General features: G+C 68.9%; 34 protein-coding genes. 30 read left to right on the forward strand and 4 right to left on the reverse strand.

Annotation, left to right across the window (positions count from 1 at the left end):
- The first annotated feature begins 2 nt into the window (after positions 1-2).
- From rplP to ABD156_RS10985, 27 genes are all read left to right on the forward strand, one after another.
- Positions 3-419, forward strand: a complete 417-nt coding sequence (rplP, locus tag ABD156_RS10855) for a 50S ribosomal protein L16 (protein WP_009072313.1) — start codon at positions 3-5, stop codon at positions 417-419.
- Positions 419-664 (forward strand): 50S ribosomal protein L29, encoded by a 246-nt coding sequence (rpmC, locus tag ABD156_RS10860; RefSeq protein WP_009072314.1) that lies wholly within the window; start codon positions 419-421, stop codon positions 662-664. Before rplP ends, rpmC begins: the two co-directional genes overlap by 1 nt.
- Entirely contained in the window at positions 661-939 is a 279-nt protein-coding gene (gene rpsQ, locus ABD156_RS10865; RefSeq protein ID WP_116204582.1) for a 30S ribosomal protein S17, read from the forward strand. The genes rpmC and rpsQ overlap by 4 nt, the downstream gene beginning before the upstream one ends.
- Positions 940-1,014: 75 nt before the next feature.
- On the forward strand, positions 1,015-1,383 hold the full coding sequence (gene rplN, locus ABD156_RS10870; protein WP_004558867.1) for a 50S ribosomal protein L14: 369 nt from the start codon (positions 1,015-1,017) through the stop codon (positions 1,381-1,383).
- Entirely contained in the window at positions 1,383-1,697 is a 315-nt protein-coding gene (rplX, locus tag ABD156_RS10875; RefSeq protein WP_033291190.1) for a 50S ribosomal protein L24, read from the forward strand. Before rplN ends, rplX begins: the two co-directional genes overlap by 1 nt.
- Position 1,698: 1 nt before the next feature.
- Complete coding sequence (gene rplE / locus ABD156_RS10880) at positions 1,699-2,262, forward strand: 50S ribosomal protein L5 (protein WP_037816262.1); 564 nt, start codon at positions 1,699-1,701, stop codon at positions 2,260-2,262.
- Positions 2,263-2,266: 4 nt separating this feature from the next.
- Positions 2,267-2,452, forward strand: a complete 186-nt coding sequence (locus ABD156_RS10885; RefSeq protein ID WP_116204585.1) for a type Z 30S ribosomal protein S14 — start codon at positions 2,267-2,269, stop codon at positions 2,450-2,452.
- 106 nt (positions 2,453-2,558) lie between these two features.
- Positions 2,559-2,957, forward strand: a complete 399-nt coding sequence (gene rpsH / locus ABD156_RS10890) for a 30S ribosomal protein S8 (protein WP_116204586.1) — start codon at positions 2,559-2,561, stop codon at positions 2,955-2,957.
- Positions 2,958-2,973: 16 nt separating this feature from the next.
- Complete coding sequence (gene rplF, locus ABD156_RS10895) at positions 2,974-3,513, forward strand: 50S ribosomal protein L6 (RefSeq protein WP_344270191.1); 540 nt, start codon at positions 2,974-2,976, stop codon at positions 3,511-3,513.
- Complete coding sequence (gene rplR / locus ABD156_RS10900; protein ID WP_116204588.1) at positions 3,513-3,914, forward strand: 50S ribosomal protein L18; 402 nt, start codon at positions 3,513-3,515, stop codon at positions 3,912-3,914. The genes rplF and rplR overlap by 1 nt, the downstream gene beginning before the upstream one ends.
- A gap of 31 nt (positions 3,915-3,945) precedes the next feature.
- A complete protein-coding gene (gene rpsE / locus ABD156_RS10905; protein WP_067583695.1) occupies positions 3,946-4,593 on the forward strand; it encodes a 30S ribosomal protein S5 in 648 nt (215 codons plus the stop codon).
- A gap of 1 nt (position 4,594) precedes the next feature.
- Positions 4,595-4,780: a 50S ribosomal protein L30 gene (rpmD, locus tag ABD156_RS10910; RefSeq protein ID WP_004558875.1), complete on the forward strand. Its 186-nt coding sequence runs from the start codon at positions 4,595-4,597 to the stop codon at positions 4,778-4,780.
- On the forward strand, positions 4,777-5,223 hold the full coding sequence (gene rplO, locus ABD156_RS10915) for a 50S ribosomal protein L15 (RefSeq protein WP_009072329.1): 447 nt from the start codon (positions 4,777-4,779) through the stop codon (positions 5,221-5,223). The genes rpmD and rplO overlap by 4 nt, the downstream gene beginning before the upstream one ends.
- Positions 5,224-6,120: 897 nt before the next feature.
- Positions 6,121-7,428: a preprotein translocase subunit SecY gene (gene secY / locus ABD156_RS10920; protein WP_344270202.1), complete on the forward strand. Its 1,308-nt coding sequence runs from the start codon at positions 6,121-6,123 to the stop codon at positions 7,426-7,428.
- Positions 7,425-7,979, forward strand: a complete 555-nt coding sequence (locus tag ABD156_RS10925; RefSeq protein ID WP_344270205.1) for an adenylate kinase — start codon at positions 7,425-7,427, stop codon at positions 7,977-7,979. The genes secY and ABD156_RS10925 overlap by 4 nt, the downstream gene beginning before the upstream one ends.
- Positions 7,980-8,023: 44 nt before the next feature.
- Positions 8,024-8,800 carry a type I methionyl aminopeptidase gene (map, locus tag ABD156_RS10930; protein WP_344270724.1) on the forward strand — a complete coding sequence of 259 codons (777 nt, stop codon included), beginning with the start codon at positions 8,024-8,026 and terminating at the stop codon, positions 8,798-8,800.
- A gap of 239 nt (positions 8,801-9,039) precedes the next feature.
- The gene (infA, locus tag ABD156_RS10935; protein ID WP_004558881.1) at positions 9,040-9,261 is read left to right on the forward strand and encodes a translation initiation factor IF-1; all 222 of its coding nucleotides are present in this window, start codon (positions 9,040-9,042) and stop codon (positions 9,259-9,261) included.
- Between the two features lie 37 nt (positions 9,262-9,298).
- The gene (rpmJ, locus tag ABD156_RS10940; protein WP_004558882.1) at positions 9,299-9,412 is read left to right on the forward strand and encodes a 50S ribosomal protein L36; all 114 of its coding nucleotides are present in this window, start codon (positions 9,299-9,301) and stop codon (positions 9,410-9,412) included.
- A gap of 197 nt (positions 9,413-9,609) precedes the next feature.
- Positions 9,610-9,990 (forward strand): 30S ribosomal protein S13, encoded by a 381-nt coding sequence (gene rpsM, locus ABD156_RS10945; RefSeq protein ID WP_009072337.1) that lies wholly within the window; start codon positions 9,610-9,612, stop codon positions 9,988-9,990.
- Positions 9,987-10,172: a hypothetical protein gene (locus tag ABD156_RS10950; RefSeq protein ID WP_009072338.1), complete on the forward strand. Its 186-nt coding sequence runs from the start codon at positions 9,987-9,989 to the stop codon at positions 10,170-10,172. Before rpsM ends, ABD156_RS10950 begins: the two co-directional genes overlap by 4 nt.
- An 18-nt stretch (positions 10,173-10,190) precedes the next feature.
- Positions 10,191-10,595, forward strand: coding sequence for a 30S ribosomal protein S11 (gene rpsK / locus ABD156_RS10955; protein WP_009072340.1), 405 nt, complete (start codon positions 10,191-10,193; stop codon positions 10,593-10,595).
- 23 nt (positions 10,596-10,618) lie between these two features.
- Positions 10,619-11,224, forward strand: coding sequence for a 30S ribosomal protein S4 (gene rpsD / locus ABD156_RS10960; protein ID WP_344270220.1), 606 nt, complete (start codon positions 10,619-10,621; stop codon positions 11,222-11,224).
- A gap of 106 nt (positions 11,225-11,330) precedes the next feature.
- Positions 11,331-12,404, forward strand: coding sequence for a DNA-directed RNA polymerase subunit alpha (locus ABD156_RS10965; protein ID WP_009072342.1), 1,074 nt, complete (start codon positions 11,331-11,333; stop codon positions 12,402-12,404).
- Positions 12,405-12,446: 42 nt separating this feature from the next.
- Positions 12,447-12,992, forward strand: a complete 546-nt coding sequence (rplQ, locus tag ABD156_RS10970) for a 50S ribosomal protein L17 (RefSeq protein WP_344270224.1) — start codon at positions 12,447-12,449, stop codon at positions 12,990-12,992.
- 72 nt (positions 12,993-13,064) lie between these two features.
- Entirely contained in the window at positions 13,065-13,901 is an 837-nt protein-coding gene (gene truA / locus ABD156_RS10975) for a tRNA pseudouridine(38-40) synthase TruA (protein WP_344270227.1), read from the forward strand.
- 59 nt (positions 13,902-13,960) lie between these two features.
- Positions 13,961-14,164, forward strand: a complete 204-nt coding sequence (locus tag ABD156_RS10980) for a CopG family transcriptional regulator (protein WP_344270230.1) — start codon at positions 13,961-13,963, stop codon at positions 14,162-14,164.
- On the forward strand, positions 14,161-14,577 hold the full coding sequence (locus tag ABD156_RS10985) for a type II toxin-antitoxin system death-on-curing family toxin (RefSeq protein WP_344270233.1): 417 nt from the start codon (positions 14,161-14,163) through the stop codon (positions 14,575-14,577). Before ABD156_RS10980 ends, ABD156_RS10985 begins: the two co-directional genes overlap by 4 nt.
- 54 nt (positions 14,578-14,631) lie before the next feature.
- On the opposite strand, the gene ABD156_RS10990 is transcribed toward ABD156_RS10985, so the two are convergent.
- Both ABD156_RS10990 and eccE read right to left on the reverse strand, forming a co-directional pair.
- A complete protein-coding gene (locus tag ABD156_RS10990; protein WP_067587903.1) occupies positions 14,632-15,351 on the reverse strand; it encodes a hypothetical protein in 720 nt (239 codons plus the stop codon).
- An 82-nt stretch (positions 15,352-15,433) separates the two neighbouring features.
- A complete protein-coding gene (gene eccE, locus ABD156_RS10995; RefSeq protein WP_344270242.1) occupies positions 15,434-16,666 on the reverse strand; it encodes a type VII secretion protein EccE in 1,233 nt (410 codons plus the stop codon).
- Between the two features lie 858 nt (positions 16,667-17,524).
- On the opposite strand from eccE, the gene eccB reads away from it, so the two are divergent.
- The 3 genes from eccB to ABD156_RS11010 all read left to right on the forward strand — a co-directional run bounded on the left by eccB (position 17,525) and on the right by ABD156_RS11010 (position 20,547).
- The gene (eccB, locus tag ABD156_RS11000) at positions 17,525-19,075 is read left to right on the forward strand and encodes a type VII secretion protein EccB (protein WP_377926201.1); all 1,551 of its coding nucleotides are present in this window, start codon (positions 17,525-17,527) and stop codon (positions 19,073-19,075) included.
- Between the two features lie 90 nt (positions 19,076-19,165).
- The gene (locus ABD156_RS11005) at positions 19,166-19,474 is read left to right on the forward strand and encodes a hypothetical protein (RefSeq protein ID WP_344270248.1); all 309 of its coding nucleotides are present in this window, start codon (positions 19,166-19,168) and stop codon (positions 19,472-19,474) included.
- Positions 19,471-20,547 carry a WXG100 family type VII secretion target gene (locus ABD156_RS11010; protein ID WP_344270250.1) on the forward strand — a complete coding sequence of 359 codons (1,077 nt, stop codon included), beginning with the start codon at positions 19,471-19,473 and terminating at the stop codon, positions 20,545-20,547. Before ABD156_RS11005 ends, ABD156_RS11010 begins: the two co-directional genes overlap by 4 nt.
- Positions 20,548-20,682: 135 nt before the next feature.
- Here ABD156_RS11010 and ABD156_RS11015 read toward each other — a convergent pair whose 3' ends face one another.
- Together ABD156_RS11015 and eccD are read right to left on the reverse strand one after the other, a co-directional pair.
- Complete coding sequence (locus tag ABD156_RS11015) at positions 20,683-22,338, reverse strand: S8 family serine peptidase (RefSeq protein ID WP_344270253.1); 1,656 nt, start codon at positions 22,336-22,338, stop codon at positions 20,683-20,685.
- An 8-nt stretch (positions 22,339-22,346) separates the two neighbouring features.
- Positions 22,347-23,747: a type VII secretion integral membrane protein EccD gene (eccD, locus tag ABD156_RS11020; RefSeq protein WP_344270256.1), complete on the reverse strand. Its 1,401-nt coding sequence runs from the start codon at positions 23,745-23,747 to the stop codon at positions 22,347-22,349.
- Positions 23,748-23,915 lie beyond the last annotated feature (168 nt).

Raw genomic sequence — 23,915 nt, forward strand, 5'->3', positions numbered from 1 at the left:
ACGTGCTCATCCCGCGCAGGGTCAAGCACCGCAAGCAGCACTCCCCGAAGCGCCACGGCGCCGCCAAGGGCGGTACCAAGGTCAACTTCGGCGAGTACGGCATCCAGGCGCTTGAGCACAGCTACGTGACGAACCGGCAGATCGAGTCCGCTCGTATCGCCATGACCCGTCACATCAAGCGCGGCGGCAAGGTGTGGACCACGATCTACCCGGACCGCCCGCTGACCAAGAAGCCCGCGGAAACCCGCATGGGTTCCGGTAAGGGTTCGCCCGAGTGGTGGATCGCCAACGTGAAGCCGGGTCGCGTGATGTTCGAGATCAGCTTCCCGAACGAGGAGACCGCCCGCGAGGCGCTCCGCCGCGCGATCCACAAGCTCCCCATGAAGTGCCGCATCGTGACCCGGGAAGGTGAGTTCTGATGGCTAACGGAGCCGCACAGGCATCCGAGCTGCGTGAGCTCACCGCCGAAGAGCTCGTGCTGCGTCTGAAGGAATACAAGGAGGAGCTCTTCAACCTCCGCTTCCAGATGGCGACCGGGCAGCTGGACAACAACCGTCGGCTGCGCACCGTCCGCACGGACATCGCGCGGATCTACACGGTCATGCGCGAGCGCGAGCTCGGCCTGTCCGTGGCGCCCGACGCCGAAAGTGAAGGTGCCGCATGAGCGAGGCTGCCACCGAGAAGACCGCCCGGAACTACCGCAAGGTCCGCGAGGGTTACGTCGTCTCGGACAAGATGGACAAGACGATCGTGGTCGAGCTCGAGGACCGCAAGAAGCACCCGCGCTACTCGAAGGTTCTCCGCAGCACCACCAAGGTCAAGGTGCACGACGAGAACAACGAGGCGGGCGTGGGCGACCGGGTCACGCTGATGGAGACCCGGCCGCTGTCGGCGACCAAGCGCTGGCGTCTGGTGCAGGTCGTGGAGAAGGCCAAGTAAGCAGGGCTCTTCGGAGTCCTTGGTTCCGCAAGGCTCGCCCGCAAGCGAGAACCAGCGCGACATACAGGAGTTGACGTGATCCAGCAGGAGTCGCGGCTTCGGGTTGCCGACAACACGGGCGCGAAGGAAATCCTTTGCATCCGCGTGCTCGGCGGCTCCGGGCGGCGCTACGCCGGCATCGGCGACATCATCGTCGCCACCGTGAAGGACGCCATCCCGGCCGCCGGGGTGAAGAAGGGCGATGTCGTCAAGGCTGTCATCGTCCGCACGGTGAAGGAGCGCCGTCGTCCGGACGGTTCCTACATCCGGTTCGACGAGAACGCCGCCGTGCTCATCAAGAACGACAACGAGCCCCGGGGCACCCGCATCTTCGGCCCGGTGGGCCGCGAGCTGCGCGACCGAAAGTTCATGAAGATCATTTCGCTCGCGCCGGAGGTGCTGTGATGAAGGTGAAGAAGGGCGACACGGTCGTCGTCATCGCCGGCAAGGACAAGGGCGCGAAGGGCAAGGTCATTCAGGCCTACCCCGAGCGGGAGCGCGTGCTGGTCGAGGGTGTCAACCGGATCAAGAAGCACACCCGGATCACCCAGACCCAGCGTGGCGCCCAGTCCGGCGGCATCGTGACGCAGGAAGCGCCTATTCACGTGTCGAACGTGATGGTCGTGGACTCGGACGGCAAGCCGACCCGGGTGGGCTACCGCATCGGCGAGGACGGCAAGAAGGTCCGGGTCTCGCGCCGGAACGGCAAGGACATCTGACATGACCACCGCAGAGAAGATCGTGCCGCGTCTGAAGACCCGGTACCGCGAAGAGATCAAGGGCGAACTCCAGAAGGAGTTCTCCATCCCCAACGTGCACCAGATTCCCGGCGTCGTGAAGATTGTCGTGAACATGGGTGTCGGGGACGCCGCCCGGGACAGCAAGCTGATCGACGGCGCGGTCCGCGACCTTGCCCTGATCACCGGGCAGAAGCCGGAAATCCGGAAGGCCCGCAAGTCCATCGCGCAGTTCAAGCTCCGCGAGGGACAGCCGATCGGCGCGCGCGTCACGCTGCGCGGCGACCGGATGTGGGAGTTCCTCGACCGGCTGCTGACCATCGCGCTGCCCCGTATCCGCGACTTCCGCGGGCTTTCGCCCAAGCAGTTCGACGGCAACGGCAACTACACGTTCGGTCTCAACGAGCAGTCGATGTTCCACGAGATCAACCCGGACGACATCGACCGCCCTCGCGGCATGGACGTCACCGTCGTCACGACCGCCACCACCGACGACGAGGGCCGGGCGCTGCTGCGCAAGCTCGGTTTCCCGTTCAAGGAGAACTGAGCCGATGGCTAAGAAAGCGCTAGTCAGCAAGGCTTCGAAGAAGCCGAAGTTCGCGGTGCGCGGCTACACCCGGTGCAACCGGTGCGGCCGTCCGCACTCGGTCTACCGCAAGTTCGGCCTGTGCCGGATCTGCCTCCGGGAGATGGCGCACGCGGGCGAACTGCCCGGTGTTCACAAGTCCAGCTGGTAAGGCTCGAAACTCTATTCCCAGTTCGCCACAGGCCCCGCCGACCCGGCCGGAGACCTCTCCGGCCGGGCGAGGCGGGGAACCAGGCGAGAAAGGTTGACAGGTCACCATGACGATGACCGACCCGATCGCAGACTTCTTGACCCGTCTGCGCAACGCGAACTCGGCGTACCACGACGAGGTCGTGCTTCCGCACTCGAAGATCAAGGCGAACATCGCCGAGATCCTCAAGCGCGAGGGCTACATCGCGAGCTACCGCGACGAGCCGGGCGAGAAGCACAAGAACCTCATCGTGGAGCTGAAGTACGGCCCCAACCGCGAGCGGAGCATCGCCGGCCTTCGCCGCGTCTCCAAGCCGGGTCTGCGGGTCTACGCAAAATCGACCGAACTGCCGTCCGTTCTGGGTGGCCTCGGCGTCGCGATCATCTCGACGTCCGGCGGCTTGCAGACCGACCGGCAGGCCAAGCGCAACAACGTGGGCGGCGAAGTCCTCGCCTACGTCTGGTAAGGAAGGGGGCACAGACATGTCACGCATCGGAAAGCTGCCGGTCGCCGTCCCCTCCGGGGTCGAGGTGACCATCGACGGCCAGAACGTCAAGGTCAAGGGTCCGAAGGGCACCCTGGAGCACACCGTCGCCGAGCCGATCTTCGTCGAGCGCGGCGAGGACGGCACGCTCCTGGTGAAGCGTCCGGACGACGAGCGCACGAGCCGCGCCCTGCACGGTCTCACCCGCACGCTGGTGAACAACCTCGTGGTGGGCGTGACCGCGGGCTACGAGAAGAAGCTTGAGATCCACGGCGTCGGTTACCGCGTGCAGGCCAAGGGCTCGGACCTCGAGTTCGCCCTCGGCTACAGCCACCCGGTCAAGATCGAGGCCCCGGAAGGCATCACCTTCAAGGTGGAGTCGCCGACCCGGTTCTCGGTCTCCGGCATCGACAAGCAGAAGGTCGGCCAGACCGCCGCGGTCATCCGCAAGCTGCGCCGCCCGGACCCGTACAAGGGCAAGGGCCTGCGCTACGAGGGTGAGAAGATCCGCCGCAAGGTCGGAAAGACGGGTAAGTGATGAGCGACACGACTACCACGAAGCGCAAGCCGGTCGGCAAGGACATCTCGACCCGCCGCCGCGTCGCCAAGACCCGTCGGCACTTCCGGCTCCGCAAGAAGATCAGCGGCACGCCGGTGCGTCCGCGCATGGTCGTCAAGCGGTCCTCGCGGCACATCACCGTGCAGGTGATCGACGACCTCGCCGGTCACACGCTGGCGTCGGCGTCCACCCTCGAGACCGACCTCCGGTCGTTCGAGGGCGACAAGAAGGCCAAGGCGGCGAAGGTCGGCGAACTGGTGGCTTCGCGCGCCAAGGACGCCGGCATCGAAGCCGTGGTGTTCGACCGTGGCGGCAACGCCTACCACGGCCGCATCGCCGCGCTTGCCGACGCCGCCCGTGAGGCGGGGTTGAAGTTCTGATGCACATGCTCGTGAATGGAAGGAAAGCCTGATGCCGGGACGTACACGGCAATTCGGCGGCGGCCAGGGCGGACCGGGCGGTCAGGGCGGCAACGACCGCAACGACCGCCGCGGTGGCGGCCGGGACCGGCGCGACGGCGGCCGTGGCGGGGCCGGCCAGGACAAGACCCCGCACCTTGAGAAGGTCGTGACGATCAACCGCGTCGCCAAGGTCGTCAAGGGCGGTCGTCGCTTCAGCTTCACCGCCCTGGTGGTCGTCGGCGACGGCGACGGTCAGGTCGGCGTCGGCTACGGCAAGGCCAAGGAAGTTCCCGCGGCCATCGCCAAGGGCGTCGAGGAAGCGAAGAAGAACTTCTTCCGCGTTCCGCGCGTCGCCGGCACCATTCCGCACCCGATCCAGGGTGAGGAAGCCGCCGGTGTCGTGCTGCTCCGTCCCGCCTCCGCTGGTACCGGCGTCATCGCCGGCGGCCCGGTGCGCGCGGTGCTGGAGTGCGCGGGCGTCCACGACGTGCTGTCGAAGTCGCTCGGCTCCGACAACGCGATCAACATCGTGCACGCGACCGTGGCGGCCCTGAAGGGCCTGCAGCGTCCGGAGGAGGTGGCCGCTCGCCGCGGTCTGCCGCTCGAGGACGTCGCCCCGGCCCGGATGCTGCGTCAGCGTGCCGGCCAGGGGGTCTGACATGGCTCAGCTCAAGGTCACTCAGGTCAAGAGCAAGATCGGCACGAAGCACGCTCACCGCGAGTCGCTGCGCACCCTCGGGCTGCGCAAGATCCGCCAGAGCGTCGTGCGTGAGGACACCCCCCAGGTGCGCGGCCTGATCCACACCGTCCGCCACCTGGTGGAGGTCGAGGAGGTCCAGGCATGACCGCCATCAAGATCCACCACCTTCGTCCGGCTCCTGGCGCCAAGCGCGACAAGATCCGCGTCGGCCGTGGTGAGGGTTCGAAGGGCAAGACCGCCGGTCGCGGTACGAAGGGCACCAAGGCCCGGAAGAACGTGCCCGCCGGCTTCGAGGGTGGGCAGATGCCCATCCACATGCGGCTGCCGAAGCTGCGTGGATTCAAGAACCGGTTCCGCACCGAGTACCAGCCGGTGAACGTGGGCGACATCGCCCGGGTGTTCGCTGATGGTGGCAAGGTCGGTCCGGAGGAGTTGGCCGCGAATGGGCTTGTCCGCAAGGGCAAGCTGGTTAAGGTGCTCGGGAACGGGGATCTTAACGGGGTCAAGCTCGAGCTGACCGCGCATGCTTTCTCTGGTTCTGCCAAGGAGAAGATCGAGGCTGCTGGTGGTTCGGCCACCGTTAGCTGATCTGGCTGCGTTGTGAAGCGGGCCCGTCCGGTTTTCCGGGCGGGTCCGTTTTGTTTTGTCTGCTGGCTCGTCGCCTGGCGGCGACATTGGCCCCTTGGTTGCGTGGGGCACCCCGAAGCTTGATTGTGCTGACGGTTCGGGGGTGCTTGTCAAGGCGGGAAAGATGCCTTGACAAGCACCCCCGAACCGCAGGAGAGCTTCGTATCGGGGTGCGGGGGAGGGGCTGGGTGCCTCGATCGTTGGGTGCACCGGTGCGGTTTGTTGAGGTGTACCGGTGCGGTTGTCGTGGTGCATCGGTGCGGTTTGTTGGTGGGTGGGGGCTTGCGCCCCAATGTGGCATTGGGTGCATCGCACGCACCCAATGTGGCGTTCGGTGCGTCTGACGCACCCAATGCCACATTGGGGCGCGTTCCGGCGGTGGGCGGAGGCGGTCCGTGAAGGGCTCCTTGAGGGAATCTGGTTCCGTGAGGGGCTCCTTGAGGGAATGCCGGTTCGGAGGGGAGCCCTGGGGGGATGTTTGTCTGTGAGGGGAACCCTGAGGGACTCTGAGTCCGTGAAGGTTCCCCTCACGGATCGTCAGTGGGGGCGCGGGCGGTGGCGTTTTTTCGTGCTGCTGCGGGAAAGCCCGCCGAACGGTGCGGGCCGAACAGGTGATCATCTGTGCTCCGACTGGCCTCACCTGCGGCTCAGTGCCGCGGGGCTGTCTCGCGCTGAGACGTAAAACGCACACGCGCTGCGGGCGGCCCATGCGAAGCTGTTAGAGTCGGCGGCACGCTTCCGGGCCTGTTTGCCCTGAAGCGTTCCTGGCTTGCCAGTGAGTCAGACATCCCGCCGGTCTCGTACCGGCCAAGCCGATCGTCGGTTGGGACGACCGACGACGCCGAGGAGGTCCCCCGCGTGCTCAGCGCATTCCGCTCGGCTCTCGCGACGCCGGATCTACGCAAGAAGATCCTGTTCACGCTAGCCATCGTCGCGGTCTACCGGATCGGTGCAACCATCCCGGCTCCGGGGGTCTCGTTCGCCGCCGTGCAGGCCTGTACCGCACAGGCCGATCAGCAGGGCGTGTACCAGCTGCTCAACCTCTTCAGCGGCGGTGCGCTGCTGCAGCTGTCGCTGTTCGCGACGGGCATCATGCCCTACATCACCGCGAGCATCATCATTCAGCTGCTCACCGTGGTCATCCCTCGGTTCGAGGAGCTGAAGAAGGAAGGCCAGTCCGGCCAGAACAAGCTGACCCAGTACACCCGGTACCTCACGATCGCGCTGGCGATCCTGCAGGCCACCGGCGTGGTCGCGCTCGCCGACCGCGGCACCCTGTTCCAGGGTTGCTCGCAGCCGATCATCCCGGACAACAGCATCTACTCGCTGACGCTGATCGTGGTCACCATGACCGCGGGCACCGCGGTGATGATGTGGCTGGGCGAGCTCATCACCGAGCGCGGCGTCGGCAACGGCATGTCCGTCCTGATCTTCCTGAACATCGCGGCCCGCATCCCGGCCGAGGGCGCCAACATCATCAGCAACGGCGGCGGCGTCGCGCTGGTCGTGGTTCTCGCGTTCGGCCTGGTGATCATCGCCAGCGTCATCTTCGTCGAGCAGGGCCAGCGCCGGATCCCGGTGCAGTACGCCAAGCGCATGGTCGGCCGCCGGATGTACGGCGGCACCTCGACCTACCTGCCGATCAAGGTGAACCAGGCCGGCGTCATCCCGGTCATCTTCGCCTCTTCGCTGCTGTACCTGCCGCAGCTGCTCAGCCAGCTGATCGGCGACCCGCAGAGCAACTCGGGCTGGCAGTCGTTCATTCAGAACTACCTGGTCAACCAGAGCAGCTGGGTGCACATCCTGCTCTACTTCCTGTTGATCATCTTCTTCACCTACTTCTACATCACGATCACGTTCAACGTGGACGAGCGTGCGGAAGAGATGAAGAAGTTCGGCGGCTTCATCCCGGGCATCCGGCCCGGTCGTCCCACCGCCGAGTACCTCAGCTTCGTGCTGGGCCGGATCACTCTCCCCGGCTCGCTGTACCTGGGCATCATCGCGATCCTCCCGAACTTCTTCCTGTCCCTCACCGGCAGCGGGAACAACCAGAACTTCCCGTTCGGTGGCACGGCTGTGCTGATCATGGTCGGCGTCGGGCTCGACACCGTGAAACAGATCGAAAGCCAGCTGATGCAGCGCAACTACGAAGGGTTCTTGAAGTGACGCGACTGGTTCTCGTCGGCCCGCCCGGCGCGGGCAAAGGCACGCAGGCGGTTGCCCTGTCCGAGCAGCTGCGGATCCCGCACATCTCGACGGGCGACCTGTTCCGGGCGCACGTGGGCCAGGAGACCCCGCTCGGCCAGGAGGCCAAGCGGTACCTGGACTCGGGCGAACTGGTGCCGGACTCGGTGACCAACGAGATGGTCCGCGAGCGGCTGGCCGAACCGGACGCGAAGGCGGGCTTCCTGCTCGACGGGTTCCCCCGCAACACCAAGCAGGCCGAGGTCCTCGGCGAGATGCTGAGCGACGCCGACACCAAGCTCGACGCGGTCATCCAGCTCGACGTGGCCGAGGACGTCGTCGTCGGCCGCCTCATGTCGCGCGGCCGCTCGGACGACACCGAAGACGTGATCCGCCGCCGCCAGCAGGTGTACGTGTCGGAGACCGCGCCGCTGCTGGAGTACTACGCCGACATCCTGGTGAAGGTCGACGGCGTCGGCGAGGTGCAGGAGATCTCGGACCGCGTGCTGAAAGCGCTGCGCGACCGCACGTGAACCTCGGAGGATTGCGTGTTCTGCAAGTGCTCCGCCGCGGGCGCATGATCGAGGTCAAGACCCGCGGCGAGCTGGAGGCCATGCGGGCGGCCGGACTCGTCGTCGCCCGCACCCTGGCCGGCGTGCGCGAACTCGCGCGGCCCGGGGTCAGCACGGCCGAGCTCGACGAACTGGCCGAGCAGACGATCCGCGACGCCGGCGCGGTGCCCTCGTTCAAGGGCTACCACGGGTTCCCGGCGTCGATCTGCGCGTCGGTGAACGAGCAGATCGTGCACGGCATCCCGTCGAGCAAGCAGGTGCTCGCCGAGGGCGACCTGATCTCGGTCGACTGCGGCGCGATCCTCGGCGGCTGGCACGGCGACTCCGCGGTCACGCTGGAGATCGGCGAGGTCAGCGAAAAGGACCGGCAGCTGTCCGCGGCCACCGAACGCGCCATGTGGGCGGGCATCGAAGCCGTCCGCGCGGGTTCCCGGCTCACCGACATCTCGTTCGCCGTGCAGACCGCCGCCGAGAAGGCGGGCCGGGACGACGGCCGCGAGTACGGGATGATCCTCGAATACGGCGGCCACGGCATTGGCCGCGAGATGCACATGGAGCCGTTCCTGCCGAACGTCGGCAAACCCGGCAAGGGCCCGCGGCTCAAGCCCGGCATGGCGCTCGCGGTCGAGCCCATGCTGACCGGCGGCAGCGGCGAAACCCTCGAACTGGAAGACGGCTGGACGGTCGTCACCATCGACGGTTCGCGCGCCGCGCACTGGGAGCACACCGTCGCCATCACCGAAGACGGTCCCTGGGTGCTCACCCTGCCCGAAGAGTCCTGAGCGGCCCCGCGCCGCCACTCACAAGGGTCTACTTCACCCCCGGTCGACGGGGCACTGCACGGGTTGCGTACACTGTCAAGTCGGCGCGCTCATGCGCCGGTTCCAGCATGCTCGTGAATTCTCGCGAACCTCATGGACCCGGGGCCGAGTGTGGCCGAGCACCACCCAGTAAGCAAGGACTCGAGCTCAAAACCGATCACGCTGTGCACATCAAGCGTGCATCAGGGATTGCGGAGGACATGGCTAAGAAAGACGGGGCCATCGAGGTCGAAGGCCGCGTGGTCGAGCCGCTCCCCAACGCGATGTTCCGCGTCGAGTTGGAGAACGGCCACAAGGTCCTGGCACACATCAGCGGCAAGATGCGGCAGCACTACATCCGCATCCTGCCGGAGGACAGGGTTGTCGTGGAGCTGTCGCCCTACGACCTCTCCCGTGGTCGCATCGTCTACCGCTACAAGTGATCACGCCAGAGCCGAGCAGAGCAGGAAGCAGGAAGACGTGAAGGTCCAGCCGAGCGTCAAGAAGATCTGCGACAAGTGCAAGGTGATCCGCCGTCACGGCCGGATCATGGTGATCTGCGAGAACCTGCGTCACAAGCAGCGTCAGGGCTGACCACCGCACTGCAGCAGGCCGCTTGACGGCTACCCACCCTCCCCGTACCTGCCGGGCCGCGAAAGCGGCCCGGTGCACCCCCGGACTTCAGGCCGGGGCCGGGACACCCGGGGCGCAAGCCCCGGGCACGACAGGCGAGTCGGTTCCGGAACCGGACGGGGAGCAGACCTGAAGACGAACCCGAAAAAGGAGCACCAGTGGCACGACTCGCTGGCGTCGACCTCCCCCGCGAGAAGCGGTTGGAGATCGCGCTGACTTACATCTACGGGATCGGCCGTACCCGCTCGAAGCAGATGATCGCTGCTGCCGAGCTGAACGCCGACACCCGCGTCAAGGACCTCAGCGACGAGGATCTCGTCAAGCTGAAGGACTACATCGACGAAAACTTCAAGGTCGAGGGTGACCTTCGCCGTGAGGTGAACGCCGACATCCGGCGCAAGATCGAGATCGGGACCTACCAGGGTCTGCGCTGGCGTCGCGGTCTGCCGGTGCGCGGTCAGCGCACCAAGACCAACGCCCGCACCCGCAAGGGCCCGAAGAAGACGGTCGCCGGCAAGAAGAAGGCTGGCAAGAAGTGAGCACCCAGGGCAAGAAGGTCGTTCGCATGGGCGGTTCCGTCCGTCGCTCCACGGCTTGTGTCTCGCCCAAGGCGCTCTACGCCCGCCCGATGGCACTGCGCAACCTCTACACCGACGCCGGATCCATCATCCGCCGCGGGCAGCAGGAAGCGGTCGCCGCTCACCAAGAGAACGCGCGCTAACAGGAGATCCCTCAGAACATGCCACCCAAGAGCCGCACTGCGGGGGCCAAGAAGGTCCGCCGCAAGGAAAAGAAGAATGTCGCGCACGGTCACGCGCACATCAAGAGCACCTTCAACAACACCATCGTCTCGATCACGGACCCGACCGGCGCCGTGATCGCGTGGGCGTCGAGCGGCCACGTGGGCTTCAAGGGCTCGCGCAAGTCGACTCCGTTCGCCGCGCAGATGGCCGCCGAGAACGCCGCCCGCAAGGCTGCCGAGCACGGCATGAAGAAGGTCGACGTTTTCGTGAAGGGCCCGGGTTCGGGCCGCGAGACGGCGATCCGCTCGCTGCAGGCGGCCGGCCTCGAGGTCGGCACCATCCAGGACGTGACCCCGCAGCCTCACAACGGCTGCCGCCCGCCCAAGCGGCGCCGGGTCTGAGGAACGGGGAGGAGTACTAAGAAATGGCTCGTTACACCGGCCCCGCGACGCGTATTTCGCGTCGCCTCAAGGTTGACCTCATCGGCGGCGACCAGGCTTTCGAGCGTCGCCCCTACCCGCCGGGCCAGCACGGCCGCGGGCGCATCAAGGAGTCCGAGTACCTCCTGCAGTCGCAGGAGAAGCAGAAGGCTCGCTACACCTACGGCGTTCTCGAGCGCCAGTTCGTCCGGTACTACAAGGAAGCCGTGCGGCGTCCGGGCAAGACCGGTGAGAACCTGCTGCAGATCCTCGAGTCCCGGCTGGACAACGTGATCTACCGCGCCGGCATCGCCCGCACCCGCCGTCAGGCGCGGCAGCTGGTGAGCCACGGCCACTTCCTGGTCAACGGCGTCAAGGTCAACGTGCCGTCCTACCAGGTCACCAAGTGGGACATCATCGACGTCAAGCCGAAGTCGGCGGGCACGCTTCCGTTCGTGGTCGCGAAGGAGTCCTTCGGCGACCGTCCGGTCCCGGCGTGGCTGCAGGTCGTTCCGTCGAACCTCCGCGTGCTGGTCCACCAGCTGCCGGAGCGCGCGCAGATCGATGTTCCGGTTCAGGAACAGTTGATCGTCGAGCTTTACTCGAAGTAACCGGTCTCTGCGACTGGTTGCAGGGCGGCGGCGCCCAGAGTGCGCCGCCGCCACGCCATCCCTTCGACGTCATATGGCGGGCGTCGTCTGGAAAGGAAACTAAGAAATGCTGATTTCCCAGCGGCCGGCTCTCGGCGAAGAGACGGTCAACGAGACCCGCTCCCGGTTCACCATCGAACCGCTGGAGCCCGGCTTCGGCTACACGCTCGGCAACTCGCTGCGGCGCACGCTGCTGTCGTCCATCCCGGGCGCGGCCGTGACGAGCATCCGCATCGACGGCGTGCTGCACGAATTCACCACCGTTCCCGGGGTGAAGGAAGACGTCACCGACATCATCCTGAACCTGAAGGAACTGGTCGTGTCCTCGGAAGAGGACGAGCCGGTCACCATGTACCTGCGCAAGCAGGGCCCCGGTGAGGTCACGGCTGCCGACATCGTGCCGCCCGCGGGCGTCACCGTGCACAACCCGGATCTGCACATCGCGTCGCTGAACGGCAAGGGCAAGCTCGAGATCGAGCTCGTCGTCGAGCGCGGCCGCGGTTACGTTCCGGCCCTGCAGAACAAGCAGGCGGGCGCGGAGATCGGCCGGATCCCGGTCGACTCGATCTACTCGCCGGTGCTGAAGGTGACCTACAAGGTCGAGGCCACCCGTGTCGAGCAGCGCACCGACTTCGACAAGCTGATCCTGGACGTCGAGACCAAGCCGTCGATCACCGCGCGCGACGCGGTGGCCTCGGCCGGCAAGACGCTGGTGGAGCTGTTCGGTCTCGCCCGCGAGCTGAACGTCGACGCCGAGGGCATCGAGATCGGCCCGTCGCCGCAGGAGGCGGACACCATCGCCGCCTACGCGATGCCGATCGAGGACCTGGACCTCACCGTCCGGTCGTACAACTGCCTGAAGCGCGAAGGCATCCACACCGTTGGCGAGCTGGTCTCGCGCAGCGAGGCGGACCTTCTCGACATCCGCAACTTCGGCGCCAAGTCGATCGACGAGGTCAAGCTGAAGCTCGTCGGCCTCGGCCTCGCGCTGAAGGACAGCCCGCCCGGGTTCGACCCGTCCGCGGCTGCCACCAGCTACGACGGCGAAGGCTGGTCGGAAGGGGTCGCCGGCATCGGCGGCGGGATTTCGGACGACGGCCACGACGATGGCCAGGACTACGCAGAGACCGAGCAGCTCTGAGGCCTCGTGCCCGGACGCTGTGAGCTGAACTAGGAGAAAGTCATGCCCACCCCTACCAAGGGAGCCCGGCTCGGCGGGTCTGCCGCGCACGAGCGGCTGATCCTGGCCAACCTGGCCACTCAGCTGTTCGAGCACGGCAAGATCACGACGACCGAGGCCAAGGCCAAGCGGGTCCGCCCGCTGGCCGAGAAGCTGATCACCAAGGCGAAGCGGGGCGACCTGCACAACCGTCGCCTGGTGCAGAAGGTCGTCCGGGACAAGGACGTCGTGCACAAGCTGTTCGCCGAGATCGGCCCGCACTTCGCGGAGCGCGCCGGCGGTTACACCCGCATCACCAAGACGATGCCGCGCAAGGGCGACAACGCCGCCATGGCCGTCATCGAACTGGTCGCGGAGAAGACCGTCACCTCTGAGGCCGAGCGGGCCCGCGGTACCAAGTTCGCCAAGGACGAGGTCGCCGCCGCTCCGGTCGTCGAGGAAGCCGCTGAGGCTCCTGCCGCGACCGAAGAGGCCCCGGCTGCCGAAGAGGCCGCCCCGGCTGCGGACGAGGCTGCTGCCTCGGACGACGCGGACGCCAAGAAGGACTGAGTCCTGCCGGCACTGTCTACATCGGACGAGCCCGCCGCTCCCCACGGGGAGGGCGGGCTCGTTCGTCTGCGCTTGGACGTGAGTTACGACGGCACGGATTTCTCCGGCTGGGCCCGCCAGCCCGGCCGGCGCACCGTGCAGGCCGAGCTGGAACAGGCGCTGCACCGCCAGCCGCCGGGGGAGTCGGTGCCGAAGTCCGTGGTCGTCGCGGGCCGCACGGATGCCGGAGTGCACGCGACTGGTCAGGTCGTGCACGTCGACGTCGTCCCGTTCGCGCCTGGTGCGCCGGGGCGGATTCCCGTGGACGAACAGGGAATCCCGGATCTGACGCGGATGCGCGGCCGCTGGAACAAGCTTTTGCCCGCCGACGCCCGGGTATTGAACGCCCGTGTGGCCCCGGCGGGTTTCGACGCCCGGTTCTCGGCCATCCGCCGGCACTACCGGTATCGCGTCTCAGATGCCCCGTGGGGCGTCGATCCCTTGCGGCGCAACGACACTCTGGCCTGGGGCCGTCCACTGTCGACAGAGCGGATGAACGCCGCCGCTGAGACCTTGCTGGGGCTGCAGGACTTCGCGGCGTACTGCAAACAGCGCGAGGGCGGCACGACGATCCGCGAGCTGCAGCGTCTGGAATGGACCCGGATCGACGAGCACCTGCTGGAAGTCCGGGTCAGCGCGGACGCGTTCTGCCATTCCATGGTCCGGAGCCTGGTCGGGGTGTTGCTGCTCGTGGGGGACGGGCGGCGCGGAACCGGCTGGCCTGGCGAGGTTTTGGCGAGCGGGGCGCGGGACAGCGCGGTCGCTCCGGCGCACGGGCTGACGTTGACGGCGGTGGACTACCCGCCCGACGATCTGCTGGCCGCGCGGGCGGAGCAGACCCGGAATGTGCGGTCGTCGACCGAGCTTTAGGCCGGGTCTGCGGTAAAAGAGCAGGCCACCGATGATACCAGAGTGGTATCATCCACCTCATGGCGATGACTTTGCGGTTGAACGACGAGTTGGAGCGTGCGCTCGCGTTGCTTGCCGAGGCGGACGGGGTGAGCAAGCACGAAGCGGTGGTGCGGGCGATCGCGGACGCCGCGGCCCGCCGGGTCCGGGACGACCGGGTGCGAGACCTGTCCGCGGAAGGCCGCGCCCGCTACGCCTCCCTGCTTGATCGCCTGGCGCAGTGATCGAGTACCTGACGCTCGACGATCTGCTCACGCTCGCGGGCGATCTCGGGGTGCCCCGGGTGCGCGATCTGGGCTTGCTCGACGCGGCGGCGCACCGGCCGCAGTCCTCGCTGATGGGGCAGGACGCTTATCCGGACCCGCACGAGAAAGCCGCGGTGCTGCTGGAATCCCTCGTCCGGAACCACCCGCTGATCGACGGCAACAAGCGGCTGGGCTGGATGTCGGTGTACGTCTTCTACGGGCTCAACGGCTACGACCTGGACGCGCCGGAGGACGACGCGTACGACCTGGTGATCGCGACCGCGACCGGGACTTTGCCGTATCAGTCGGTGGCTGAGCACCTGGCGGAGTGGGCCATCGGCCTCCCGCCGAATGTGGTGGTCTTGACCGAGGCCGAGCACCGCAAACTGTGAAAGGCCTCCTTGCCGGAATCCAGGCAAGGAGGCCTTTCGACGTTCCGGAGGTGCTCAGTCGCCCCGGCGAACCGGGCCGAGCAGCTGCTGTTCCTTCTGCGTCGTGACCAGCCGCAGCGGCCGCCACAGGTTCGTGCCCAGCGCGACGACCTGGTCGTCCTTCAACGTGGTCAGCTGGCGCATCATCTGCGGCGGCAGCCGCCAGATGCGGGCGGCCAGTTCAGCCTGTCCGGCGGGCAGCCGCTGCATCAGCACGAGGTCCGCCGCATTCGCCGTGGTGCCCGCCTGCGGGTGCAGGTACGGCAGCACGTACACCGTGGTCTGCCAGGGCGACCGGGGCGGGAACAGGTCCTGCGGGGTCGGGCCGCCGTCGGTCACCACGAGCAGCGGGGCGTCCTCGGACGGGCGCGGCAGCTCGACCGGCGAAAGCCGGCGGATCTGCACCAGCGGCGACGGGCGTCCGTCGCGGCTTCCGGCGGCCTGCTGCAGCACCTGCCACGCCGCCGGCCGTCCGGTGGCCACGACCACCCAGGCGCCCGTCGCCATGGCGCGCATCGCGACCTGGCGGGCCAGGTAGAGGCCTCCGACGAGCACGATGCGGGTCGGCTGCGAGCGCAGCGCCGACACCGTCAGCGGTTCGCCCTTGAGGCCGGAGCCGAGGACGACGCCGCCGCGGTCGCCGGACGGGCTGATCGCGTCGAGCATGGCCGGGTCGACGGTGAATTCCGGGGCGACGCCGGTGTTCTGCCCGGCGTCGCGAACTCGGGTGCTCATGCCGCCGCCTCCTTGAGGGCTTTCACGCTGGCTGCCCGGGAGGCGGCGGCATGAATAACGATGATTCGCTGGCAAGCGGCGCTCATGCCGTCCCTCCGATCGGCAGCGTCGCGGAGAACGCCGAGATCTGCATGCCCTTCAACGGGGTCAGGTCGACGTCCAGCCGCTCCGCGATGCTCTGCAGCCGCTGGTCGGCCGCGTCCAGCTCACGCGGGTTGCGGGCGCTGAGCCGCACCACGCCGCGCAGGCCGATGCGGCCCTCGTCGGCGGACGGCGAGATCGCCATGGCGACCGTCGCGGACAGTGCGCGCACGCTGGTGAGCCCGTTGAGGCTGCCGCTGATCTTGCCCTTGGGCCAGCCGGTGATCGCGTAGCTGGAGTGCCCGATGCCGGCCGCGGTGACGCCGGTCCAGCTCTCCTGCAGGCTGACCTTCTCGTTCGAACCGGCGACCGCGGTGAGCTCGGCCGCCGAGATGCTGGCGCGCAGCAACTCGTCCGGGTCGAGCGGCCGGGTCGGCACGCCTTGGGATTCCAGCGCGTTCCGCACCCGCGACAGCGCGCCGATCATCGCGCGGTGCGCGCCGACGACGCCGCCGCCGCGTTCCCGGATCGCCTCCGGGCAGCGCCGCGGGTCGAGCCGGACCGCGATCCACGTCGTCCGCCGCGCGGCCGCGGGCAGCGGGCCGAGCACCTCGAGATAGGAGCTGAGCGCCGGGGCGTCCGCGGGCATCGCGGCCGAACCCGGGTAGCTGTGCCAGATCATCTGGATGGAATCGAGCAGCACGCCGCGGTCTTCCAGGCACGGCGCGAGCGCGGACAGCGGAAGGCTGGGCGCGCCGCCCGCCTGCGAGATCATCGCCGGCATCGGCTCGACGAGCAGGACCGCGGTCCAGGTGCCGTCGTTCCAGGCGATGCCGACTTCCTGCCGTTCGTGGTCGACGGCGTGCGCCACCACGAGGTCCGGCACGGCCAGCCGCAGCAGGCTGACGCGCGCGTCCTCCGGGCCGGTGACGGCGCTTTCCTCGGCGAGTTCCTCGATGCTGGTCGGCGGCGGAGGGGTCGCCACCCGGCCGCGCGAGCGGAACCGGTACCGCAGCGTCAGCGAAAGCCACTGGGTGAACCAGCGCCCGCCGACGCGCAGGAACGCGAAGATCAGGCCGAGCGCCGCGACGCCGATCGCGACGTACTTGAGCTGCATGTTGATCGCGAGCAGCACGAGCCCGATCGCGACGCCGACTTCCAGCACGACCAGGTTGACCACCGGCAGCGGGCCGAGCGAGATGCCGCCGGAGCGCCGCCGCGAGGGCGGGGCCATCCGGAGCGCGGTCGCGGTGCCGCCGCCGGTCGGTGCGGGTTCGCTGCTTTCGGGGCCACCGGGACCGCCCGGTCCGCCGGGGCCACCCGGGCCGCCAGGTCCGCCGCCGCCGGGACCGCCCGGACCACCGGGACCGCCGCCGCCAGGGCCGCCCGGACCACCGGGCCCACCGGGACCGCCGGGTCCGCCGGGACCATTGCCGCCGGGACCACCCGGACGGGGACCGCCAGGCCCGCCGCCGCCAGGACGTCCAGTGCGCGGGCCAGTGGGACCACCAGGTCCGCCCGGTCCGCCCGGTCCACCAGGACCGCCGGGGCCGCCAGGCTTAGGCCCACCGGGACCGCCGGGACCACCGGGGCCGCCAGGCTTGGGTCCGCCGGGCCCAGGCGCGCCGGGGCCGCCGGGCTTGGGAACACCGGGTCCGGGAGTGACCGGCCCGCCCGGCCGTCCAGGACCTCCGGGCCCGCCAGGACCTCCGGGCCCGCCGGGAGCGGGAGTGCGAGGGGGCATGCCGGGACCGCCGGGAGCCGCACCGGGTCCGCCGGTTCTGCCGGGCCGCTGCGGCGGACCCGGGGGACGTCCCCCGGGAGGCGGTGGCGGTCCCTGCGGACCAGGCGGACGTGGAGGCGTGCTGACGGACATCCGCGCGTTCTCTTCCCCTCGTGAGTGCTGCGTACCCGGAAAGCCGGTCCCGGGATGCCTGACCCTAACCGGAGTTGGTAGAAACCCCACACCAGACGGTCCCCGTACGGCTATCCTGCGGAACCGTACCGCGACGGGGAGGACTGTAGGTCGAGAATGCCATCAACACCCACGACTAAGTCTCAGGTTCAGGCATACAAGTTCGTCCTGCGCAGGATGCAGTCCGCGCTGGTCCGCCGTGATGCGGTGATGTTGCACGACCCGATGCGCTCGCACGGGCGCGCGACCGCGGTCGGCGTCATCCTCGGCGTGCTGGGCGCCGTCGTTTTCGTGCTGTGGGGCCTGTTGAGCCCCGCGCCCGCGGTGCCGCAGTCGGACAACATCGTGATCGGCGAGCAGTCCGGCACCGTGTATGTCGTCACGGGAAACCCGTCGCGGCTGATCCCCACCTTCAACCTCGCGTCGGCGCGGCTGATCCTCATGGCGCAGAAGCAGCAGAGCAGCCAGGGACAGCCGGGCGGCGGCCAAGGCGGCCAGCAGCAGGCGGCCGAGGTGAAGAACCCGACTGTCGTCTCCGATGAACAGTTGAAGAACATGCCGCGCGAGAAGCTCACCGGCATCCCGGACGGGCCGCAGCTGCTGCCGTCGGCGGACCAGCGGATCACCCCCAACTGGGCGGTGTGTGACGAGGTCGTGCTCGACCTGTCGCTGCCGCAGCCGGATTCGGTCAACAAGACCAACACCGACGTGATCGCCGGCATCGACAAGCTCGGCAGCGAACTGCAGCAGAACCAGGCGCTGCTCGGCGACGCCGGGAACGGCAAGACCTACCTCATCTACCGGTCGAACGCGAACACCGTGCGCGCCGAGGTGCCGTCCGGCTCCAACGACCCGGTGCGGTCCGCGCTGCATCTGCCGACGAAGTCGCGCAAGGTGTCGCAGGCTTTGCTGAACGCGATCCCCGAGGTCACCAAGCTGATCCCGCCGCCGGTGGCCGACGAGGGTTCGACGCCGTCGAGCAGCTTCGACGGACTGACCGTCGGCAATGTCTTCTCGACCCAGCCGACCGGCGGGGCGCAGGAGTTCTGGCTCATCGCGAAGAACGGCATCCAGAAGGTGTCGCCCGCGGTCGCGGACATCGTCCGCACGGCGAAGAGCGGCGGCACCGCCACCACGCCGACGCTGGGCCTCGACAAGATCAACAACGTCAAGGTGCTGCAGCAGGGCGACCCCGGCTACGTGCGGGTCGACACCTACCCGCAGGTCGTGCCGACCGTTCTCGACGCCGTCCAGTCGCCGGTGTCGTGTCTCGGTTGGACGCTCAACGCCGACCACAGCCAGGCGCACACCTCGGTCTACATCAACAAGCAGATCCCGGTGGAGAAGAACGCCGACGGCACCTCGAAGATCATCAGCGTCAGCAACACCGGCCCGAACGGCGTGCCGATCACCGGTTTCTACATGCCAACCGGGTACGGCGCGGTGGTGCAGTCGGCCACCGAGACGAGCGCGACCTTCAACAAGGGACCGATCCAGCTGATCTCCGACCGGGGCATCCGCTACGGCGTCCCGGACGCGGCGACCGCGGAGGAGCTGGGGCTGAACAACCGGCTTCCCGCTCCGGAATCGATCATCGGGCTGCTGCCGACCGGGGCGTCGCTGAACGTGCAGAACGTCATGAAGCAGTTCGATTCGGTGCCGATCGACCCGAACGCGGGCTCGTACAAACCGCAGGCGGCCGGACAGCAGCAACCCGCGGGGAACTGACGGCGGGTTCCGTCCGTCACACTCGGACATAGCCGGGTGAGCGGAGGGTTCAACGTGTCAGCGCCGGGAAGCAGTCCGGGAACAAGCGCCGTGCGGATCGACGGCGCGGTCGTCGGCGGCTACGCGGCGAAAGTCGCGCAGGCGGCCGACGAACTGGAGACCGCCGCGGGCGAGGTGGGCGCGCGAGCGACCACCGCCGAGGCGTACGGCGAGGCGGCCGCGCGGCTGGGCGTGCCGGAGTCGTACGCGCAGGCTTCGCAGGCGTTGCGCGGCCAGCTCACCGCCGGGGTGGCCGCGCTGCGGTCGGTCACCGCGGCGCTGGAGCAGCTCACCACCGGCCACGCCGAGCGGGACGCCGACGCGGCCGAGCGGATCGAGCGCGCCGGGAGGATCTCGTGACGGAGCCGTCTCTGGCGTACGTGACCGAGCTCGCCCGCGAGCTGGGCGTGCCGGATCCGGTCGCCGCCTATTACCAGCCGCTCACCGGCCGCTGGGAGGAACTGGACGCGGAGGCCGAGAGCCTGCGCGCCGCGGCCCGCACGGCGGCCAGGGTGTCCAAGGACCTCGCTGAGGATCTCGGCCGGATCGACGCGTCGTGGTCCGGCCCCGACGCGGACGCGTTTGTCGCCTACCTTGGCGAAATTCGCGCCGCGAGCGAGGGGGCGGAGGACGCGCTCGACGCGCTCGCCGGTTCGCTCGACCAGCTCACCGAATCACTGCGCAAGATCGCGGGCGCGGCGGAGGAGGTGCTGGTCGACGCTGCCGATTTGCTGTCCGAATCGGCGATGCTGCCCAGTGGCGGCGCTTCGCGGGCGCGTTCGCAGATGCGGGAGACCGAGCAGTCGCTGAAGTCCTTGCACGAGGCGGCGGAGGACGTGCTGCGCGAGTTCGGCCGGTTGTGCTCCGGGGTGGACGCTCCGGCGGGGAGCCCGTCGAGCATCGAACTGCGGCACCACTATCCGGCGGAGCAGTTCCGGCTGCACGACGCGGACGGGCCCGCGAGTACCCCTGCGGGTGCCGCTGCCGGGACCAGTCCGTCGGCCGATGCCGCGGCCGGAGAGTCCACAGTGGCCTCGGCGGCCTCGGCGGCCTCTGTCGAGTCCTCTTCGGACGATTCGGTGAGCCCGTCCGCCGCCGAGGAATCCCACCACGGCAAGGAAACCGCCGCCGATCCGCGGCTGGAGCAAGGTCAGGCGGGCATTCCGCCGGTCGAGCCGGTCGCCCCGGCCCCGCAGGCCGCGGCGGCGAATCAGGGCTCGGGCACGTCGATGATGCCGATGATGGGCTTCGCCGGAATGGGCGGCGGAGGCGGTGGCGGCGGAAGCTCGCAGCACAAGCCGAGGCAGCGCACGGCGGCGAAGACCTCCGAGATCTTCGGCGAGCCCGCGCAGGTGACTCCGCCGGTGATCGGCCAGGACCCGCCCGCGCGGCGGCCGGAGAAGGACGGGAAGCCGCCGAAACCCGGAAAATGACCGGAAGGCCGCTGGCCGCGACATCCGCGGCCAGCGGCCTTCTCCGGCCCCGGAACCGGGCGCTCTCCATTGTGGACAAAGAAAGGGCCGCTCCTCGCGATGATCGCGGGAAGCGGCCCTTTTCTCGTGCCTGAGTTATCGCGGAGGCGGCGCCCCGGACCGGTTTCGCCGGATCGTGTGCACCACGAACAGCGTGATCAGCAGTGCCGCCACGCCGCCGCCGGTGCCGGCGAGCGCGACGATCATCGGCGTCGAGCTGATGCCGTCGGCAGGCGGCAGCTTGGCCTCCTGCACCACCGGCTTCGGCAGCGCGAGGTTTCCGGTGTCGCCGGGCAGGTTCGCGGTGAGCGCGGCCACCGGGTCGATCACGCCGTAGCCGACGAAGTTGTCCCGCCCGCCCGGAGCGGCCGGGTGCTGCGCGGTCGCCTTGAGCCGCTTGACCACGTCGCGCGCGCTCAGGTTCGGGTACATCGAGCGGACCAGCGCGGCGACGCCGGCCACGTACGGCGCGGCGAAGCTGGTGCCCTGGATCGGCGACGGGCTGCCGTTCGCGATGGTCAGGTTCGCCAGTCCGGTCGAGTGTTCCGCCGGGTCGAGCGACACGATCTTGGTGCCCGGCGCGGCGACGCCGACCCATGGGCCGTGCACGCTGAACGGCGCGATGCCGCCGTCCTCCTGGATGGCCCCGACGGACAGCACGTCGTCGGAGAACCACGGCGGAGTGACGACCGACTTCGGCTTGTTCGGGTCGGCCTGGTCGTTCTGCGGGCAGTTTTCCGAGACGTTGCCCGCGGCCGCGACGACCACGATGTCCTTCTCGGCCGCGTAGTGCACCGCGGCCTGGACGAGGCGCTCGCCCTCCTGGATGTCGCCGGGCGCGGTGCCCGCGCGGCAGTGGTCGACCGACATGTTGATCACGCCGATCCCGCCGCGGTCGGCAATGCCGCGGATGATCTGCGCGAGCGTGTTGAGCGTGCCCGCGGTGCCTTCCTTCGCCAGCTGCCGGTTGTCGCCCTTGTTGTCCTGCTGGGGCGCCGTGCCGCTTCCGCTGCCGGTGCCGCCGCCCGAGGACGGGGGCAGCTGGCTGTTGCTGCTGCCTGCCGGAGGCTTCTGGTTGTCGCCGCTCGCCGGCGGCTGGCCGGTCCCGCTCGCCGGGGGAGACGCGGGCTGCTGCGGGCTGTCGTCCTTGGCGTAGTTCTCGCTCAGCTGCCGGTAGGAGACGATGCGCGCGTCCGGGGCCACGCCGATGAAGCCGACCTTCGGGTCCTGCGGGTTGCCCGCGATGATGCCGGCGACCTCGGTGCCGTGGCCGTCGCAGTCCTGAAGTCCCGGGTCCGCGCCGTTGTCCGGCTTCGCCACGTAGTCCCCGCCGCTTTCCACCCGGCCCTGGAACCACGGATGCTGCGTGACGCCGGTGTCGATCACGGCGACCCGCTGGTCGCCCCCGACCGATCCTTTCGCCGCGCGGACGATCTCCTGCGCCTTCGACAGCTGCAGGTAGTCCTGGCCCCACGGGCGGAAGTTGATCTCGACGTTCTGCCCGAGACTGCGCTGCACGCAGTCGTTCTTCTTCTTGTACGTCTTGTCCGGCACGTGGCTGTCGGCGGGCGGCGCGTCGCCGGGACCCAGCGGCGGCGGGGTGGCCCAGGTGCCGGCGGGCGCGCTCGCCGTCTGCGCCGACGCCGGAGCGGCGGCGAACGGCGACAGCAGTCCCAGCCCGGCCGCGAACAGCGCCACCCCGGCGCGGCCGGGGAGGCCGAGCCTGCGGGGGAAGGAACGTGGGGAGCCCATCGCGCGGCTCACTTGAGGTTGAGGTGGCGCAGCGTCGAGTAGAGGTCCATCACGCCGAGAGCGAGCGGCAGCACCACGGCGATGCAGATCGCCTCGATGATCTCCACCGTGCGCCGCAGCGGCGGCGAGAAACGCTGGTCCGGGAAGACCACGCCGACCACGAGGGCGGCCGCGGCGATCAGGATCAGCGCACCGAAGACGTACAGCAGCCGCTGCTCGGCGGTGGCGGAGAAGAACAGCCAGCCGAGCAGGATGCCCGCCGCGGCGACCATGCCGGTGGTGAGCAGCGCGATGGCCTGCGCGCCGTTGGCGTAGGCACGGGCGCGCAGCAGCAGGACCAGCGTCGCGACGACGCCGAGGATGACGCCGAAGACGTTCGGCGCGGTGGCCGCGAGGACCGCCGCGACCGCCGTGGTGGCGCCGCAGCCGATCATCAGGCCGGTCATGTAGTCGTGCGCGACCGCGGTGCGCTGCTCGATCGCCTTGTAGTCCGGGAAGCCGGTGTCTTCCTTCAGTTCTTCGGCGGTGCTCGGCACGTAGGGCAGCGGCAGCTTGGCGAGCCAGATGGTGGCGCGCGGCAGGAACGAGATGCAGCCCAGCGCGACGGCGACCGTGCCCGCGGCGACCGCCGAGGTGTCGGCGCTGGTCACGAGCGTCGCGATGAGGAAGGCGAGCGAGCCGAACACGCCCGCGGTGGCGGTGGCGATGAACACCCGGATGCCCGCGCCGACCACGAGGATGCAGACCGCCGAGACGATCAGCACCAGCACCGCGCCGAGCAGAAGGTTTGCCCGGACGGACAGCCCCGGCACGATGTAGAACCCGCTCACGAAGGCCAGCGGCAGGCCGCCCGCGGACGCGATCAGCACGCCGGTGGCCTCGGCCTGGTAGGCCTTGGCGAGCGTGGCGCCGACCGCGACGCAGGCGATCGCGCCGAGGCCGCCGGCGATCGCCGGGCCGAGCGAGGAACCGCCGTAGAGGGAACCGCTGAAGAACAGCGCGAGCGCGGAGAAGAACAGGGCGAGCCCGCCCGCGACGTGGCCGAAGCGGCGCGCGGTCTCCTTCGTCCACGGACGGAAGGTGTCTGGGTCGGACTCCGCGATGGCGTCGACCACGTCGTCGTACATCGGCGGCGGCGGGTTCTCGTTCCGCTTGCGCAGCTGCAGCAGCTCGCCGTCGACCACGCCGAGGGACGCGAGCGTCCGGCTCGGGTCGAGCGGCGCGTCGCCGAGCTTGGCCAGCGCCCACCCGCCGTGCCGGGCCCCGCCGTCCGGAGTGACCTCCTTGGCCATCTCCAGAAGCATGGGCAGCAGGTCGGCCACCGCCACGTCGGCCGGAAGCGCGACGTCGATGCGTGTCGTCGGTGCGACCACCGTGACCCTGCTGAATACCGTCGTGCCCGTTGCCACTAGATCCCCCGCTCTGAAAAGACAGCTCCCGGGGGAACTTATACCGAACCTGGTGACAGGTTTCAGCGCGTGTCCGCAAATCGTCGGCGAAAATACCCGTACCGGCCCGGTTAGACCAGACCGACCAGCGGGTTCCTCCGCCTGGTCCGTTGACTGTCGGTGGTGGTC

This window comes from Amycolatopsis albidoflavus, from assembly GCF_039525725.1.
Lineage (GTDB): Bacteria > Actinomycetota > Actinomycetes > Mycobacteriales > Pseudonocardiaceae > Amycolatopsis > Amycolatopsis albidoflava.